Origin of the sequence: Rothia sp. HMSC073B08 (assembly GCF_001812975.1) — a bacterium.
In the GTDB taxonomy this organism is placed as follows: Bacteria; Actinomycetota; Actinomycetes; order Actinomycetales; family Micrococcaceae; genus Rothia; species Rothia mucilaginosa.
In genome coordinates this window covers 1-17138 of sequence record NZ_KV811087.1, presented here as the reverse complement: position 1 = coordinate 17138, position 17138 = coordinate 1, and the positions used below count along the sequence as shown (strand labels likewise).

At 58.1% G+C, this 17138-nt stretch carries 12 protein-coding genes and 1 tRNA gene; 2 read left to right on the top strand and 11 right to left on the bottom strand.

The features are described 5' to 3' along the window. Positions 1 to 12: 12 nt before the first annotated feature. The 8 genes from HMPREF2884_RS08360 to HMPREF2884_RS08325 all read right to left on the bottom strand — a co-directional run bounded on the left by HMPREF2884_RS08360 (position 13) and on the right by HMPREF2884_RS08325 (position 10735). Positions 13 to 1344, bottom strand: a complete 1332-nt coding sequence (locus tag HMPREF2884_RS08360) for a hypothetical protein (RefSeq protein ID WP_070616735.1) — start codon at positions 1342 to 1344, stop codon at positions 13 to 15. Beyond that, on the bottom strand, positions 1341 to 2465 hold the full coding sequence (locus HMPREF2884_RS08355) for a glycosyltransferase (protein WP_070616733.1): 1125 nt from the start codon (positions 2463 to 2465) through the stop codon (positions 1341 to 1343). The genes HMPREF2884_RS08360 and HMPREF2884_RS08355 overlap by 4 nt, the downstream gene beginning before the upstream one ends. Before the next feature lie 17 nt (positions 2466 to 2482). Then, positions 2483 to 4726, bottom strand: coding sequence for an N-acetylneuraminate synthase family protein (locus tag HMPREF2884_RS08350; protein ID WP_005508905.1), 2244 nt, complete (start codon positions 4724 to 4726; stop codon positions 2483 to 2485). Positions 4727 to 4816: 90 nt separating this feature from the next. Next, positions 4817 to 5545 (bottom strand): acylneuraminate cytidylyltransferase family protein, encoded by a 729-nt coding sequence (locus HMPREF2884_RS08345; protein WP_005508906.1) that lies wholly within the window; start codon positions 5543 to 5545, stop codon positions 4817 to 4819. Continuing rightward, positions 5545 to 6645 carry an RNA-binding protein gene (locus HMPREF2884_RS08340; RefSeq protein WP_070616731.1) on the bottom strand — a complete coding sequence of 367 codons (1101 nt, stop codon included), beginning with the start codon at positions 6643 to 6645 and terminating at the stop codon, positions 5545 to 5547. Before HMPREF2884_RS08340 ends, HMPREF2884_RS08345 begins: the two co-directional genes overlap by 1 nt. Continuing rightward, on the bottom strand, positions 6636 to 7634 hold the full coding sequence (locus tag HMPREF2884_RS08335; protein ID WP_049327938.1) for a CgeB family protein: 999 nt from the start codon (positions 7632 to 7634) through the stop codon (positions 6636 to 6638). Before HMPREF2884_RS08335 ends, HMPREF2884_RS08340 begins: the two co-directional genes overlap by 10 nt. Positions 7635 to 7893: 259 nt before the next feature. Further along, the gene (locus tag HMPREF2884_RS08330) at positions 7894 to 8814 is read right to left on the bottom strand and encodes a glycosyltransferase family 2 protein (RefSeq protein ID WP_070616729.1); all 921 of its coding nucleotides are present in this window, start codon (positions 8812 to 8814) and stop codon (positions 7894 to 7896) included. Between the two features lie 103 nt (positions 8815 to 8917). Then, positions 8918 to 10735: an ABC transporter ATP-binding protein gene (locus HMPREF2884_RS08325; RefSeq protein WP_070616727.1), complete on the bottom strand. Its 1818-nt coding sequence runs from the start codon at positions 10733 to 10735 to the stop codon at positions 8918 to 8920. A gap of 309 nt (positions 10736 to 11044) precedes the next feature. Between HMPREF2884_RS08325 and HMPREF2884_RS08320 the strand changes: the two genes are divergently transcribed. Next, positions 11045 to 12175 (top strand): arsenate reductase/protein-tyrosine-phosphatase family protein, encoded by a 1131-nt coding sequence (locus HMPREF2884_RS08320; RefSeq protein ID WP_070616725.1) that lies wholly within the window; start codon positions 11045 to 11047, stop codon positions 12173 to 12175. A gap of 136 nt (positions 12176 to 12311) precedes the next feature. On the opposite strand, the gene HMPREF2884_RS08315 is transcribed toward HMPREF2884_RS08320, so the two are convergent. The 3 genes from HMPREF2884_RS08315 to HMPREF2884_RS08305 form a co-directional block, all read right to left on the bottom strand. Further along, positions 12312 to 13292 (bottom strand): ribose-phosphate diphosphokinase, encoded by a 981-nt coding sequence (locus HMPREF2884_RS08315; protein ID WP_070616722.1) that lies wholly within the window; start codon positions 13290 to 13292, stop codon positions 12312 to 12314. A gap of 20 nt (positions 13293 to 13312) precedes the next feature. Beyond that, positions 13313 to 14767 carry a bifunctional UDP-N-acetylglucosamine diphosphorylase/glucosamine-1-phosphate N-acetyltransferase GlmU gene (gene glmU / locus HMPREF2884_RS08310; RefSeq protein ID WP_049352072.1) on the bottom strand — a complete coding sequence of 485 codons (1455 nt, stop codon included), beginning with the start codon at positions 14765 to 14767 and terminating at the stop codon, positions 13313 to 13315. An 87-nt stretch (positions 14768 to 14854) separates the two neighbouring features. Then, positions 14855 to 14925, bottom strand: a tRNA-Gln gene (locus HMPREF2884_RS08305). Between the two features lie 233 nt (positions 14926 to 15158). On the opposite strand from HMPREF2884_RS08305, the gene HMPREF2884_RS08300 reads away from it, so the two are divergent. Next, the gene (locus HMPREF2884_RS08300; protein WP_070616721.1) at positions 15159 to 17003 is read left to right on the top strand and encodes an ABC-F family ATP-binding cassette domain-containing protein; all 1845 of its coding nucleotides are present in this window, start codon (positions 15159 to 15161) and stop codon (positions 17001 to 17003) included. Positions 17004 to 17138 lie beyond the last annotated feature (135 nt).

Sequence of the window (17138 nt, the reverse complement as noted above, 5' to 3'; positions counted from 1 at the left end):
AGTGAATATCCTCTACGCCTTATGGGCGTTCTGGGCAGCTAGTACGTGGTTATCGGCTTCTTCAGCATCACGAACCTCAATCCGCTCGTCAAAGCCTTCGATACTTGCCTCATCGTGGCCGGTACCCAAACGCTGTTCACGCTCAAGCAACAACACGCGCAGAGCAAGACCGCATGCAATAGCCCACGGCCAGGTGTAGAACACCTCGCCCAGACGGGATGCACAAATCATGATGGCAACGCCAGCGCCCTGCACAACATAGAACTTCGGCGGCAGAGTCTTTTTGCCGCTAAACACGTTCACGATAAAGAGCAGGGTGATGGTAACAACCAGAATCATCCATGGCCAGCCGCCCTCAATCAGAGCAGACCAGTACGAGTTATGGAGGAACCAGGTCTTCGAACCGGTATGTGCCAGGTATACGTATGCCTCACCCAAGCCCTGGCCGAAGAAGCCAGAAGCCTGAACCTTAATCTCAGATGCCTGGTCAATCAGTGAACGAAGCGCATCCGTACCGGTACGGTCCGCAAAGACGCCGGACTGCGCGTAATCACTAGTCAAGATATCAATTAACCAGTACAGCGCTACACCCAACGTAATACGACCAAAGGTCTTCATACGGTGAGCAACAACGATCCAAATCAGACCCGCTGCATACGCCGCGATAGAGGTACGAGAACCCGTAGCCCATAGCAGCCCGGAGAAAACAGCAATAGTGCCGATAACTTCAATTTTGTTACGGGCAAAGCTCAGAATCAACAGACCAAACAGACAGTACACCAGACCCGAGAAGTTCTTGTCATTCAACCAACCGGTCAAAAAACCGTAATAACCAGTCACCGGCGCAAACCCAGCAAAATAAGCTACTGCGTTAAACATAATCGCTAGTGAGTAGCCCAGAATAATCGAGCGGATATGCAGACGCCCAGCGGCAATAGTCCAAATCAATACCGTTGCCGCTACAAGACGAAGCAAACGACGCGTCCAATCCGATGCGTCCTCGGAATGTACACCGTAGAACGAGACAATTGCGAGGTAACCCATTGCAATAAACATAATTGCGCGCAGACCCGAAAAATGACTCACGTCAAAAGTTGGCTTACGGGTCAGACCGTACAGCGCCAGCAAAAGAATGATTACCTGGTTAAAGGGCAAACCAACACCCGGTACCGCCTCGCCAAAAAGCAAGAGGAATGCCATTATGAACTCAGGCATACGAATCTGGCTGGTCTGATGGCGGACGTAATTACTACCGCGAGACACAGTTTCAGAGAAACGCGAAACCTCTGGCTTCTCGGTGGGTTCGTTCAGATGCGCGTAAACCTGCGAAGTCTGGCTCATCATCGGCCTCCTCGAAGTACACGAGTGTAAATATCAACCGTCTGAGCAGCCATCTGCTCATTCGAAATCCAGGCGAAAGGCTCAGACTCATCCTTCTGCAGCTGCGCACGCATAGCCTGCAGAACATCCTGAGTCAGGGTTGCACTCTGGCGGTCCACCAGCTCGTCGGCACCCAAAATCTCCGGGTTACCACCCACAGCGGTAGCGACCGTCTTCAGGCCAGCAGCCTTAGCGTCCAGCAGAGTGTAGGAGCAGTTCTCCCACACCGACAGCTGAACAATCATGTCACTACGACCCATCGCTTCAATCGGGTTAACGAAGCCGCTGAAGGTCACCGAATCACCCAGGTTCAGACGCTGAGCCTGAGCCTGCAACTCGGACGCCAAATCGCCAGAGCCCGCAATCTCAAGATGAGCCTGCGGGTAATCAGCACGAAGCTGTGCAAAAGCATCCAGCAGCACGTCAATGCCCTTCTCAGGGGACAGACGGGACAGCGAGAGAATACGCGGACCTCCCTCTGCGGGAACACGCTGCTGCTCAACAGCCGCGTGCACCTCGGGGATATCCACGCCGTTGTACACCCGCTCCACGCCACGAGCGCCCCACTTGGCACGCATCTGATCAGCGGTAGAACGAGAAACAGCAATCGCCTGATCGGTACCCCACAGGCGCACACGATGCACGGTCTCCATGAGCTTAGAACGCCAGGAGCTACCGTGGTACACCGAGTCATTACCGGCAATGCCGTGCTCAGTGGTCAGGAGCTTCGGCACGCAGGTGCCGCGCTTGATAACGCTACGGATACGCAGAGCATTCACCACAGCGGTTGCGACAACGTCCGCATACGCCAGGTGGCTGTGGACGATGTCCGGGCGGAGCTGCTCAACAGCCTTCTGCAAAGAAGCAAAAGAAGTCTTAAAACCGTAGTCGGGGCCGAACTCAGCCTTGATGACGGTGACGCCCAGTTCCTCAAGACGGCTCGTGAGCTTACCCTCGGGTGCGAGAACCACCAGGTTAAAGCCGGGGAGCCCGGCACGTGCCATATCGACAACGTGCCGAGCTACTCCACCAAACTCGGGAACCGGAACGACCCACAGGGCCGTGGGAACTCCGTTTGAATTCATAAGTAAGTGTCTACTTTCTACAGCCACTTCTCGAGGCGGTCCAGTGCAGTGAAGAAGCCCTCACCGTTGTTGATGTGGCCCTGCCAGATCTCGGGAATGAAGGATGCCTTCGGTGCCAGCTCACGCAGCTGCTTGCCCAGGGATGCCCAGTCGACATCGCCTTCGCCGACCTGAACGCCCTCACCGTCAACGCCGGTGCCGTCCACCAGGTGCAGGTGGATGGACAGCGGTGCCAGCTGCTCAACAGCCTCCGACAGCGGAATGTTCAGGAAGTTACATGCCAGCATGGTGTGGGAGATGTCCAGGCAGAGCGCGGTGTCGAACGCACGCGAGAACTCTGCGGTGTCCTTCGGATCCAGGAACAGGTTGTGGTACTGCTGACCACCCATCAGCCAGGGGTACGGGGGCAGAGTCTGAGCCGCAAGGCGGACACCGGATGCGTCCAGACGCTTCAGCGCCTCACCGATACGCTCGTACTTCTCAGCACGTGCGGATGCGGGGATGTGCTTGTCCTTGGTGAAGCCACCCATGGTCACGACCATGACCGGATCCTCGTCTACGGTGAAGTAGCGGGTCAGGTCACGGGTGATGTCGATGGTGCGCTGAACCTCGGCGATGGAGCGCTCCCACACCTCGGGGTCCTTGGATGCCAGGTCCACCAGGAAGTCGCCTGCGAACAGGTCGGGCAGGTGGGTGGTGAAGCCCATGTCCAGCTTGGAGTCAAAGACGTCGTCGATGTTAATCTCGAGGTCCTTGTAGGAGAAGTGGAACTCCAGGAAGTCCGGCTTTGCCTCTTCAATCAGCGGCTTGTAGTCGTGGTAACGAACCGGCAGACCCCAGGGACGGTCGAACTTGAAGTCGCGGCGGGTCACCAGGTCGTCCTTCAGGTCGCCCTCGAAGAAGAACGAGCCTTCTTCAACGTCGCGCTGCATGGTGCGGCCCAGCAGCTGCGGCAGGTAGTTCGGCTGCAGACCGCGGCCGGGGGACTTCACAGCAACGTCAGCCTCGGTCACGACCTCGCCCTTAGCAATGTGGCGGGTAGCAACCAGGGACTTAGCCAGGTTCACGCGGTTCATCAGCTCACCGGTGGACACCTCACGAGGAGCAGCAGAACCAATAGCCGCCTCAACCTCACGAATCTGCTGAACCATTGCCTTGAATTCCTCAGGCAGCAGGGAGACGGTGTGGTCGTTGCCCTCGAGGGTCTTGTCGGTGGTGAAGTGCTTCTCGATGATCTTCGCGCCGCGAGCAACAGCAGCAATCGGCACGTGGTAGCCACGCTCGTGGCCGGAGTAACCGACCAGGCACTGACCGATCTCAGCCAGGCGGTCCATGTACGCCAGGTTGACGTCCTTGAAGGGTGCCGGGTATGCGGACTGGCACTGCAGCAGAGCGTAGGATGCGCCAGCGTTACGCAGCAGAGCCACGGACTCGCGGATTTCCTCTTCACGGCTCATACCGGTGGAAACCAGCATGGGCAGGCCGCGGGAAGCCACGTCGCGCAGCAGCTCGTGGTTGGTCAGGTCGGCAGAAGCAATCTTCATGCCCTGGATACCGTAGTCAACCAGTGCCTGAACGGAGGGTGCGTCCCAGGGGGTGCACATGATGTCCATGTCGTGCTGCTTGACGTGGTCGAAGACCTCGTACATCTGGTCAACGGTCAGGGAGAAGCGGGACAGCAGGTCCAGGGTGTACTGAACACCCAGGTCCTCACCTGCGGTTGCTGCGCCGCGCTGGCGGTACAGAGCGTCCATGTCACGCAGCTGGAACTTCACAGCGTCCGCGCCGGACTCAACAGCCAGGTCCACCAGTTCCTTAGCGAAGTCAACGCTACCCTGGTGGTTGTTACCAATCTCAGCAATGATGAAGGAGGGGGAATCCTCGCTGATGGTGTGCTTACCGATGCGCAGGACGTCCTGCTCATCCATTGCCAGTGCCACGAGGTGACCGCGCTCGTCGGTCAGCGGCACGTGGTTGATACCCTTCGCGAAGTATGCGCGCAGGGTCTCGGGGTCAGCGTCAGCCGGGGCGGTCTGCGGGTTGGTGTTCGCAGCGTCCAGGGCGCTGGTCTCCAGGGATGCGGTCGGGTTGGCAATCAGCCAGCGGCGGAAATCGCCGTCAGAGAGCGAACCGCGCAGGATGCCGGACTCGTTGACCAGGAAGATGATGCGCTGGCCGTTGGCAGAAATCTTCTGCAGTGCGTTGAGAATCGGGTCTTCAGCGAAGACCACGTAGGGGGCAATATTGCGTTCAATAATCACGATTTTGACCTTTTCGTTTGAGTGTTTAGTTGAATGCCTGAGTGCCGGTCAAGCCGGGAGCGGCAGACGAGGTACTGCCGCAGGTGAAGGTTACTTGCCTTCGGCCAGGATCTGAGTGAGCTGGTGCTCTGCCACGGAGAAGTCAATCGGTGCGTCAATGTCGACACCCTCAACCTCGTCCAGCATGAACAAATCAATAGTACCGCCGGGGTAGCCCGCCAGGCGGTTGTGGTGGTCCGTGTACACGTGGGTCTTGGTGATGTACATTGAACCGTTCTCACGGTAGCGGAAGGTTTCCTTGGTCAGCTCCTGGCGGCGCGGGCGAGCCATAATCTCGAACGCCGCGGTGGGCTCACCGTCAGCGTGCCAAGTCCAGATGAACGGACCAATCGGAATCACACCGACCATGGAGTCCTTACCGTTCTCCGCGAACTGGCGGACCGCACGAGCCAGAGTACCGGGCAGACGCACCGGGCTGGTTGCCTGCAGCAACATGACAGCCTCGGGTTCCCAACCGTTTTCGGTGTAGAACTCGATGGCGTGCTCGATGACCGGCTCGGTTGCGGTGGTGTCTTCAGCCAGGTGTGCCGGACGAATGAACGGTACCTCAGCACCGTACTCGCGGGCGATATCAGCCAGCTCAGCATCGTCGGTGGAGACGACAACACGCAGCTCGTGCTCGCCGGCTACTTCTTCCTTAGCAGCCAGTGCCTGCTCGATGGTCCATGCGACCAGCGGCTTACCCGCGATGGGGCGCAGGTTCTTACGCGGAATGCCCTTTGAGCCACCGCGCACGGGGATGACGCAGAGAATACGCATTATGCCTCCAAAGTTTCAATCATGAGTTCAGCGATACGCTGTGCCGGTTCCTTCTTCGGCTGAACCGGTGCCGGGGTCGGTTCCTGACCCCACTGGTTCATGCCGTAGCGGTCCCAGAATTCCACAAGCCATGCCGGCGGTGCCGGGTGGTAAACCCACGCCGGGATACCGCGGATTGCAGCCTCCAGAACACCGGTAGAGAAGATGGACACCACCGGGTTCGGCACCTCGTTCAGCGGGGTACCGGAGCGGTCAATGCGGATACCTTCCTTCTCCCACAGCTTGTGGGTCAGCACCGACAGCTTATCCTTCTCGCTCGGGTGCGGGCGGTAGGTTCCACCAAACTTCTTCAAGAAGGAGTGCGAAGCGTACGCGAAGGATGCGCGCGGCAGTTCCGCACCGTGCATCTGTCCCAGGAAGATCGGTTCCAGGTCGTTCTGCTTCTGTGCCTCAGCACCGGCAGCCTTCTGCGCCGCGAGGTAGAGCAGCTGCGAACCCACCGCGTGAGTGGTGACATCGCGGCGACCCGATGCCCAAAATTCTGCGTCAGCTTCGCTGAAAGCCAGCAGGGTGCATCCGACCGGTAGCGGCGGCGCCTGAGGCACCAGCAGGCCGTGCTGAACCACCCAGTACTCAGCGCCAATCGCGCGAGAGAACTCGTAGGCTGCCGCACCGCGTGCCAGGTAGTGGCCCAGGGAGAGAACTACGCGCACACCGGGCAGGAGCTCCTGCAACTGGTCTCCTGTCGCTTCCTGCTCGCTCCAGGCATCGCGGTCGTAACGTTCAGTGGCGTACTGGCCGTTGAGGTACTCCGAAGCGTCCTCAGGGACCCACAGGGCCACACCCACGTTTTCGAGGTACTTGAGCGGCTCCAATAGGGAGTTACGGCTCGTCGGCGTGAACGAATCGAGCACGATGAGCACGCGGGGTACGGCACCGCGGGTGTACAGCACGCCGCCGACGGGGCCTTCCTGTTCAGCCGCGCCTGCGCGCAGACGTCCCACAAGAGCGCGAGCCTCGCTCTTAGCCCAGCGCAGGGTGTTTTGACGCTTCTGCCAGGCAGCCCATGCATCAATATCAACGGGATAGGTTAGGCCCATAGCTGCTCCAAAATCTTGACACGCTGATCGAAGGTGTGCTCAGCCAGAGTACGCTTCTGACCGGCTTCACGAATCTGACGAGCCCACTTCGGCTCACGGAAAATACGGGTACAGATCTCAATGAGCTCATCAATGCTCTCGTAGACCAGAACCTCTTCGCCAGGGATGTAGTAGCGATCCACATCAGCACGGTCAATCACCTGCAGAGCGCCCACACCGGGAGCCTCAAAGGTACGCATGGTGAAACCATCCTGATTATTGTGGATGTTCAGCGTTGCCGGGGAGGACGCCATAATGCCATACGCCTCAGAGCGGTCAATATCGCGGCCTGCGGGCACGCCGGAATCCTTGAACTGCTTAGTGCGCAGAATATCGTAGGGGTGACGCGACCAAGCACGACCGTAGGCACGCACCGGCAGACCGGCAGCGACCAGCGCCTGCAGGGTCTCCTCACGGTTGGGGTACTTAGCGCCGACAAAGTTGATGGAGTCCTCGCGCATGGGGACAACCGGGCAGTGGGTGTCGTAGGCGTTAGGCATGTCGAGCACCTCGAAGCCCTGCTCACGCAGGTGCTGTGCATCCAGCGGGCTGTAGCTTGCCAGCGCGCCCAGGTGGTGCAGGTCCTCTTCGGTGTAGCTCATGCGGCGCATTTCGTCGTAGAGCCAGGTGCCGTAGCGAACGCCGGAAGTCTCCAGCAGGTCCCACCATTCGCGGGAGAGCATATCGCCCTTAATGACCAGCACAATATCGGGGCGGAATTCGTTGAAAGCGTCAATAGCCTTACGGGTTGCCTGCGCTGCGAAGCTTTCGGGGCGGTACTTCTCGGGCAGTTCGTGGGCAAGCTTGTTGAGGATGCGCTCGGGCAGAGTACCCGGGGCATCGTAAATGTGGGTGCGCACTTCGTATCCGTGCACTTCCAGGGATGCCTGAATTGCCTTCCAGTACCCGTGGAACGCGGGTGAGAGCAGTAGAAGTTTGGGCTGAGTCATATGAGGATTGAATCCTGTCGGCGTTTGCTATATGAACCCGCAGGGTAGAACCGTGCGGTGCTATGTGTTGGAGTGAAGAGGAACGGAAAGTTTCACCTGCTACTTAGAGGCAAAACATACCTATTGAAATTTTACAACGAAAGCAGGAGACGACACACTCGAGTGCACTGTGTCGCCTCCTACGTTCTATGTGAGCCTTCTTATGAAGAGTGCTAGAAATCTTGCGGAACTACCGCTGTAGATTCCGCACGTTTCGCGCCTAGTTCTCGCGGCGCTCTGCCTTGGCGATACGATCCAGCTCGGTGGCGAGGAATCCACGAGCGTCCACATCCTTATTGCGCAGGCCGCGCACCGAGTTCACCAGGAAGTTCGCGTAGCTGGTAGCACGCAGAGCAACAGCAAGCTTCTTCTCCCAGCCCCACTTATCCGCATAAATGAAACGAGCAGTGGTCAGCCACTGTACACGGCGCTCGGAGGGTGAAGACCCGCCTCCCTCGTGGGTGACGGTTACCGAAGGAATCAGGTAACGATCCACACCAGCGTTCGAGAGGCGGTACTGGAAATCCACCTCTTCGCTGTTCATGTAGAAACGCTCATCCATGCCACCAATGCGGTTGAAGGTCGCACGAGGAACGACCATGCATGCGCCCATAACCCAGTCGACCTTCGCGTCCGAGGTGCCGGTGCATGCCTCAACGTCGTGGCCAACGCCGCGGTGCCACCAGTTAGTCGGCTTGAAACGAGCCAGCGGAGTGAACCATTCCCACGCAATATGCGCTGCGGTGGGGAACTTGCGTGCGACCCACTGCTGCTTGCCGTCGTGGCCAATAATCTGCGGGCTAGCCAGCACCTCGCCGTGGCGTTCCACGGCTGCGAGCATGCGCGAGACGAAGGTGTTATCCAGTTCCAGGTCGCTGTTGAGGATGAAAACCCATTCACCGGTCGCGGCAGCAACACCGGAGTTCACAGCTTTACCGAAACCACCGTTAACAGGGCGGCGAACCACGGTCACGCCCTCAACCTCGGGGAAGGGGGTGGGCGAAACGTCATCCGAGACGACGATTTCAATATCGGCGGGGTCAACACCCTGCTGAGCACGCAGAGTGTCAATAATGGCAAGAACCGGCTCCGGCTCGCCGTAGAAAGGAATAACCGCAGATACGCGGGGGGTATGAGTCACAATATGTCCTTTTGAGTGAGGTGCCTGAAAACACAAGCTATAGAAGGCTAAATATGGGGGCGACCGTATCTATATCTCTATACGATCACCCCCATAGTTACAATTAGTCGGGCAGCTGGCCCAGGCGAACGAGGTTCGCAAATTCTTCGTTTGCAGCCTGAACTTCCTTGAAAGTTCCCTTATTCGCGATGCGTCCCTGGGAGAGGTACACCAGCTGATCAACGTTACGCACCGTGGAAAGACGGTGAGCAACAATAATCACGGTTATCTCCTTGGAGATGCGGTTAATGGTCTGAGTAATCTTGTGCTCAGTCTCATTGTCCAGTGCACTGGTTGCCTCATCCATAACCAACAGGCTCGGGTTGCGGTACATCGCACGCGCAATACCCACACGCTGACGCTGACCACCGGAAAGGCGGTTACCATTCTCACCAATCGAGGTGTTGATGCCGTCTTCCAGGGTCTCGACGACGGGCATCAGCTCCGCCAGCTCGAGGCAGTAGATCACACGGTCATCATCAATGTGCTTTGCGGGGATACCGAAGGCAACTGCCTCACGCAGCGTGCCGTTACCCAGGTAGGGGTCCTGAGGGACATAACCAATCTTCTGGTACCAGGAATGCAGGTCAGTATGGATGTCCTTACCCTGGCTAGAGATCGTACCGTTCGTCGGGGTCAACAGACCAAGAATCAAGTCAACCAGAGTAGTCTTACCCGAGCCGGAACCACCCACGAAAGCAACCGAGGTACCAGCCGGCACATCCAGCTGAATGTCCTTGAGAACGTCCTTATCACCGTCCGGGTAACGGTAGACCAGGTTATCGATCTGAACATCCACGGGCTCAATACCCGAGTTAATGATGGTTGCCGGATCAATTTCATCCTTGAACTCAACCATCTGCAAACGCTGCTCTTCCGGGCTCATCGAGCGAATAACCTTAGCAACCTCTTCACTAGCGAACTCGTTCGCGCGAATACCACCCAGGGAAGCAATCATACGGGTCGCATTCGGAAGGATGCGGATACATGCGGTTGCGAAAAGCATGAGGAAAGGAAGACCATCAGCACCCTGAGTTGCGGTCACCAGAGCCAACAGACCTGCGATACCCACAATGAAAATAACTTCAAGGGAGTACTTGGGGAAGTCATTCAGGAACGAGAGGTTAACGTCGCTTTTAACGCTTCGTGCTGCGGGCCCGCGGTACTGCTCGATAGCAGCCTTGTGTGCATTCGTAATACGAATTTCGCGGAAGCCCCTGATGTCATCCAAGAGGAAGCGCAAAGCGTCTCGACCCGCACGTGCCGTTATCTCACCATACTTCGCGTTACCGCGGCGCAAGAAGAACTGCATGACAGCAATGGTGATGCCGAAGTATGCGAAAGCAATCAGCGCCGGAACCGGCATGACGCAAAGAATCATGATGAGCAACACCATGATAGACAGGAAATCGCCCACAAAGTTAATAATCGATCCCACAAAACCGCGGTATGCAAACACCACGTAGGTGCTAATCAGGAATGCGGTTTCTTCAGGCTGAGACTTCCTGTGGTTAAAGTAGCTATCCTTCATGTAATGATTGAGGATTGTCGTCGACGTCGCCAACTGCTGGTAACCCGTAAATTTCAGGCTCCAGCGCTTAAAGAGGAGTGCAGCAATACCTTTAATAACAAAGGCGAGCACCAGAACGATACCCAGATAGACCACCAAATCAGAACGCTGAGGGTTGCCGAAGATATCGGAAAGTACAGCCAGGTAACCGGTAAGTTCCGCACCCATCGCAATATTCACAATGGGAAGAATTGCAGCAACACCAACCATCTCCATCAAAGATAGGAGGAACAGGCCGATCAGGTTAAAGACAAGCAGCGTAAAGCTTCGTCCCGGGAAAAGCAGGCGAAGCTTAGTATAAATACTCTTCATTGGTCCTCGTTGGTGGATGTACTCGCTGGCTCCTGAGTGAGAAGAAGACCAGCATTTCACGCCAATTTTAGCACGCACCCTCTAAACATTTTCGGCATCAAGCTTGTACTTTTGGTCATCTTTAGTCGAAAGAAGAACCTCTACTTCATAGCTAAAACATAAGACATTTATGGGTATTCGCCACACACAGGAAAAGGAACCGCTGAAGGTGCAAGTAACTCGGTATGATAGATACTATTCATTCAACCAACCCGACACTTCCGGCTTCCCTGTTCACTGTTGGGTACGTCAATTAGAAAAGGCTTTTTGATGGGCATCTTCAACATTAAGTCCCTCAAGGACAAGTACGCGTGGGGCTCCTCCGAGGACAAAACCAACTCCGCAGAAACCGCTGAGGAACACCCGGCGACCGTTGCTTCTTCCTCCGCAAATATTGCCGACGGAGTCCGTTCCCTCATTAAGAGCAACCCCGAACTGGCGGGCAAGAACCGCCGCGGGGTAGCCAGCCGTACCATCACCCCCGACGGTTCGCTCCGCGAAGCCATCGAAGACTACGAAGTCCGTTCCCCCGCCGAGGTAGCCAGCCAGGAAGTCACTCCCGAGGAAGAGCTCAGTGCCGACGGCACTGCAACCGTCTCCGCACAGCCCCTCACCCACACCAACATCGAGGCCACCCCCGGCGACATCCTCGACGTAGACGGCAAGACCACCGGCCCCAGCATCATCCGCGTGGGCCACCACAACGCGCCCACGGTCGATGCCGAAGAGCTCGCCGACCCCGAAGAAGCCAACAACCAGAGCGCAGGAAACGTACAGTCCTCCCCCGCTACTGACTCCCGAGGCGAGCGCACCCCGCTGTTCAAGCTCTCCCCCAAAACCCTCAACCGTACCGGCAGCACGAGCGGCGACGGCCCCTTCGAAGCTGTCTTCGTCTGCACCGGCAACATCGCCCGCAGCGCATCCGGCGAGGTCATCTCCAAGCACCTTGCCGCCGAGTACGGTCTGGAAGACAAGTGGATCTTCTCCAGCGCAGGAACCGGCGCCCTCGTCGGCCACGGCGTCTACGAACACGTAGCTAACGAGCTCATCAAGCGAGGCTACAACCCGGAGGGCTTCGCATCTCGCCAGCTCAACGAGCAAATTATTGAGAACGCCACCATCATCCTGGTCGCTGAGAAGGTACACGCCGACTGGATCGTGCGCGAGTGGCCCCAGCACCACTCCAAGATCAAGTTGCTCAAGCAGACCGCACGTATCCGTGAGGAAGCGCGCCGCGCCGAGCCGCTTTCCTACCTCTACTCCTACGGTGCCCGCCCGCTCGATATCGACAGGTTGGAAGACCCCTACCGTCGCGGCCCCGCAGCAGCAAAGGTTGCAGTGGATGAAGTGGAACAGTCCCTGCGTGTGATTCTGCCCTGGCTCGCACAGGCACACCGCTAAGCACGCGGCGCTAAATACAGCACTAACCCGGCAGGAACAGATATCTATTCCTGCCGGGTTAGCTTTAGCCTCATACAACAGAAAGTCCCCCACCGACCTAACGGTCAGCGGGGGACTTTCTTTAGGCTTTAGAAGGTTAGTGCTCGAAAATCTCGGTCACAGAGCCCTCATCGAAGACCTCGCGAATAGCACGAGCAATCAACGGAGCGATGGAGAGAATAGTCAGGTTATCGAACTGCTTATCTTCCGGCACGGGCAGGGTGTTGGTCACAACGACCTCCACGGCACCGCACTGGGACAGACGCTCAGCAGCCGGATCGGAAAGAACCGGGTGAGTTGCCGCAATGATAACTTCCTTCGCTCCCTTATCCATGAGAACCTTCACCGCACCAGCAATGGTGCCGCCGGTGTCAATCATGTCATCAATCAGCACGCAGGTACGACCCTCAATGTTACCCACAACAGTCTTAGAAACAGCCTGGTTGGGGACGTTAATGTCGCGGGTCTTGTGCACGAACGCCAGAGGCGCGCCGCCCAGCAGATCAGCCCAGTGCTCAGCCACACGCACACGACCGGTATCCGGGGACACAACGGTCACGTTGGACAGGTCATCCACGCGCTCACGGATGTGCTTAGCCAGAACCGGAATCGCGAAGAGGTGATCCAGCGGACCGTCGAAGAAGCCCTGAATCTGCGAAGTGTGCAGGTCCACGCACATTAGGCGGTCAGCACCTGCAGTCTTGTACAGGTCCGAAATCAGACGTGCCGAGATAGGCTCACGACCCTTGTGCTTCTTGTCCTGACGAGCATAGGGGTAGAAAGGAGACACCACGGTAATAGAGCGAGCAGATGCACGCTTAAGTGCATCAATCATAATGAGCTGCTCCATGAGCCATTCGTTGATGGGTGCCGGGTGCGACTGAATCACGAAAGCGTCCGCACCGCGCACCGACTCCTCAAAACGGACGTAGGTCTCGCCATTGGCGAAGGTGTATGCGGAGGTGGGCAGCAGGTCGTGGTCAAGAGCCTGTGCGATCTCCTCGGCAAGCTTGGGGTGTGCTCGACCGGAGACCACTACAAGCTTGCGCTCACCGGGGTTGGTAATCTCGCTACTCATGGTGTTGTTCTTTCCTCGAATTAGGATTCTGCCGGTTCCTGAGCGCCAGCAGCCTTGGCGGCTTCGGCGGGTTCGGTACCAGCACGGTTCTTCAGGACCCAGCCTTCGATGGTGCGCTGGGAAGTCTCAGAGTAGGCGAGGGCGCCCGCAGGAACATCCTTACGGATGAGCGCGCCCGCGCCAGAGTAGGCACCGTCACCAACGGTAACAGGTGCGACGTAAATACCCGCGGATCCCATGCGGGCATGTGCTCCAATAACGGAGCGGTTCTTCACCAGACCGTTATAGTTCGCAAAAATAGAGCCTGCACCAATGTTTGCGCCTTCACCGATGGTGGCGTCACCAACGTAGGACAGGTGCGGGACCTTGGCACCATCACCAATCTGCGAGTTCTTAGCCTCGCAGAAAGTGCCAAGCTTAGCGCCCTTGCCCAGGGTGGTACCGGGGCGCAGGTATGCGAAGGGTCCAACAGTTGCACCTTCGCCGATGACAGCACCGAAACCGTGAGCGCGGATGACAGTAGCGTCAGCCTCAACGGTCATATCGGTCAGGGTGGTGTCCGGGCCAATGGTGGCACCGGTAGCAACGGTGGTGGAGCCATGCAGTTGCACGCCGGGCAGCAGGGTCACATCGTTCTCAATGGTGACGGTAACGTCAATCCAGGTGTTCTGCGGATCAACGATGGTCACGCCGTTGCGCATGTGTGCCTCAAGGATACGGTTGTTGAGCATACGGCCCAGCTGAGCCAGCTGCACGCGGTCGTTAGCGCCTTCAACCTCCCAGCGGTCCTCAATAGCCAGAGCGGAGGTGCGGTGGCCCTTCGAACGAGCAATGGACAGAACGTCGGTAATGTACTTCTCGCCCTGTGCGTTGTTGGTGGTCACCTCGAGCAGTGCCTCACGCAGAACAGCGGCGTCAAAAGCGTAAATACCGGAGTTAATCTCGGTAATTTCGAGCTCTTCGGGGGAAGCGTCCTTCGCCTCAACAATAGCGGTCACTTCGCCAGCCTGGTTACGGACAATACGACCGTAGGCGCCGGGCTCATCAATGTGGGTGGTCAGGACGGTTACGGAGTTCTTGTCTTCCTCGTGGAAGGCAATCAGTTCGCGCAGAGTCTCGGGGCGCAGCAGAGGAACATCGCCGTAGGTCACCAGGACGGTGCCGGAGACGGGTGCCTGCGCATCCAGAGCGTTCAGACCGACCTCAACAGCGCGGCCGGTACCCGGAATCTCATCCTGATCAACGATGGTTACCTCAGGGTCAAACGCAAGCACATGCTCAGCAACCTTATCGCGCTGGTGACGTACCACAACAGCGAGGCGCTCAGGGCTCAGGTCGCGTGCAGCAGCGACAGCGTGCTCAACCATGGAACGACCACCAATGCCGTGCATGACCTTGGGGGTCGCGGACTTCATGCGCGTACCAGCGCCTGCGGCGAGAACGATCACTGCAGAGGGTGCCAGTTCAGTGTTCACTGGGAAGACTCCTTAGACGAGGTTGTAAGAGTGAGGAGTGAGCGCGGACCGCCAACTCTCTATCAACGGTGCCGTTGAGTGCTTACGCTCCGCCACTAGGACTCGAACCTAGACAAACGGCTCCAAAGGCCGCTGTGCTGCCATTACACCATGGCGGATTATCCATACATTCATATGAGTTCCCAGCTACGGGCCCCCATTGTCATTGACCGCCATTTTGGGCACAGAACAGCGCAATGCAGGAAATGCTTTCCTCAGTTTATCAAATATCTGTGCTCAACTTAGCCGCGCGCCCCGCAATCCCACAGCTTTTCTCAGCACCGCCAAGTACCCCCTCATCAAAGCTTGGAGCGCTACTTGAACTGAAGGCTCACCCTGTACCCTAGAAGGCGTGGCACATCTACTTGGCGGCGAATCGCTGCACCTCGAATTCCCTACCCGAACCATCTTTGAGGGCATCACGGTCGGTTTGAACGAAGGCGACCGCATCGGCATTGTCGGTCGCAACGGCGACGGCAAGTCCACCCTCATGAAGATCCTTGCCGGCCGGCTCGAACCGGACTCCGGCCGCGTTACCGTGCGCGGCGGCACCCGCATCGGCTACCTTGACCAGTCCGATGTTCTTGACGACGACCACACGGTTGGCTACGCGATTGTGGGCGACACCCCCGAATACGAGTGGGCCTCGCAACCTCGTATCCGCGATGTCATCTCGGGCCTGGTCTCCGATCTGCCCTGGGATGCGCCCGTCTCTTCGCTCTCTGGCGGTCAGCGTCGACGCGTAGCGCTCGCATCCCTGCTCGCGCAGGAGTGGGACGTGCTGATGCTCGACGAGCCCACCAACCACCTGGACGTTGAAGCCATCACCTGGCTCGCTAACCACCTGAAGTCCCGCTGGTCCAAGAATGCTGGCGGACTCATGGTCGTCACCCACGACCGCTGGTTCCTCGACGAAATCTGTACCGACACCTGGGAAGTGCACGACCGCATCGTCGAGCCCTTCGAGGGAGGCTACGCGGCGTACATTTTGCAGCGTGTGGAGCGTGACCGTCAGGCAGCCGCAGCGGAGGCGAAGCGTCAGAACCTGATGCGCAAGGAGCTCGCTTGGCTGCGCCGCGGTGCGCCCGCGCGTACCTCCAAGCCGAAGTTCCGCATTGATGCCGCCAACGCCCTCATTGCGGACGTCCCGCCGGTGCGTGACACCGTGGAGCTGAAGAAGATGGCGGTCTCCCGCCTCGGCAAGGACGTGGTCGACCTCGAAAATGTTTCCGTCGTCTACGACGACCCCTCGATGCCCGGCGGCAAGCGTCCCGTGCTGAAGAAGGTCACCTGGCGTATTGCCCCCGGCGAGCGCACCGGGATCCTGGGCGTGAACGGCGCGGGTAAGTCCACTCTGCTCTCTCTGGTGACCGGTGATCTTAAGCCGACCGAGGGCCGCGTCAAGCACGGTAAGACTGTGAAGATTGCGACCCTGACCCAGCAACTCGATGAGCTCAACGAGGTTGCTAACGACCGCGTCTCGGATGTGATTGGCCGCAAGAAGCGTAGCTACATTGCCGATGGTAAGGAGCTGTCCCCCTCGCAGATGCTGGAGCGTCTGGGCTTTACGAGCGCGCAGCTGTCTACCCCGGTCAAGGACCTGTCGGGTGGTCAGAAGCGTCGCCTGCAACTCATGCTGATTCTGCTGGATGAACCGAACGTGCTGATTCTCGACGAGCCGTCCAACGACCTGGACACCGACATGCTCGCAGCCATGGAGGATCTACTGGACACCTGGCCCGGCACCCTGCTGGTGGTCAGCCACGACCGTTACCTTATGGAGCGCGTAACAGATCAGCAGTACGCGGTGATTGATGGCTCGTTCCGTCACCTGCCCGGCGGTGTGGACGAGTATTTGGCGCTCTCTGCTGCCGGTGCTGGCGGCTCGGCGGCAGGCTCCGCACAGGCGCGTTCCACCGCTCCGACGCAGAAGGCTTCGGCACAGGAGGCGGAGGCGCCCGCCAGGCCGAAGATTTCCGGTGCCGAGCAACGTGCAGCACAGAAGGAATCCGGTGCGATTGAGCGTCGCCTCGCCAAGCTCGCTACAGAGCAGGAGAAGCTCTCCGAGCAGATGAGCGCGCACGATGCCTCGGACTACGCCGGTTTGGCCGCTCTGGGCGAGCAGCAGCAGGTTCTTCAGGACGAGATTGACGAGCTAGAAATGCGCTGGCTCGAGCTCTCCGAGATACTGGGCTAACGTCTACTTTATGTGCCATATATAACAGTGGGTTTCTTATCTACTTCTGCGGGATATCGCCTCGTCGGGGTGATATCCCGCTACCATTAGATAGTAACCTTTAATGGCTCTTCCGAGTTGAGTGTGGGTGACCGG

Coding starts and splice junctions, on each gene's coding strand:
- HMPREF2884_RS08360 (WP_070616735.1), bottom strand. CDS start 1,344: ATGATGAGCCAGACTTCGCAGGTTTACGCGCATCTGAACGAACCCACC.
- HMPREF2884_RS08355 (WP_070616733.1), bottom strand. CDS start 2,465: ATGAATTCAAACGGAGTTCCCACGGCCCTGTGGGTCGTTCCGGTTCCC.
- HMPREF2884_RS08345 (WP_005508906.1), bottom strand. CDS start 5,545: ATGCGTATTCTCTGCGTCATCCCCGTGCGCGGTGGCTCAAAGGGCATT.
- HMPREF2884_RS08340 (WP_070616731.1), bottom strand. CDS start 6,645: ATGGGCCTAACCTATCCCGTTGATATTGATGCATGGGCTGCCTGGCAG.
- HMPREF2884_RS08335 (WP_049327938.1), bottom strand. CDS start 7,634: ATGACTCAGCCCAAACTTCTACTGCTCTCACCCGCGTTCCACGGGTAC.
- HMPREF2884_RS08325 (WP_070616727.1), bottom strand. CDS start 10,735: ATGAAGAGTATTTATACTAAGCTTCGCCTGCTTTTCCCGGGACGAAGC.
- HMPREF2884_RS08320 (WP_070616725.1), top strand. CDS start 11,045: ATGGGCATCTTCAACATTAAGTCCCTCAAGGACAAGTACGCGTGGGGC.
- HMPREF2884_RS08315 (WP_070616722.1), bottom strand. CDS start 13,292: ATGAGTAGCGAGATTACCAACCCCGGTGAGCGCAAGCTTGTAGTGGTC.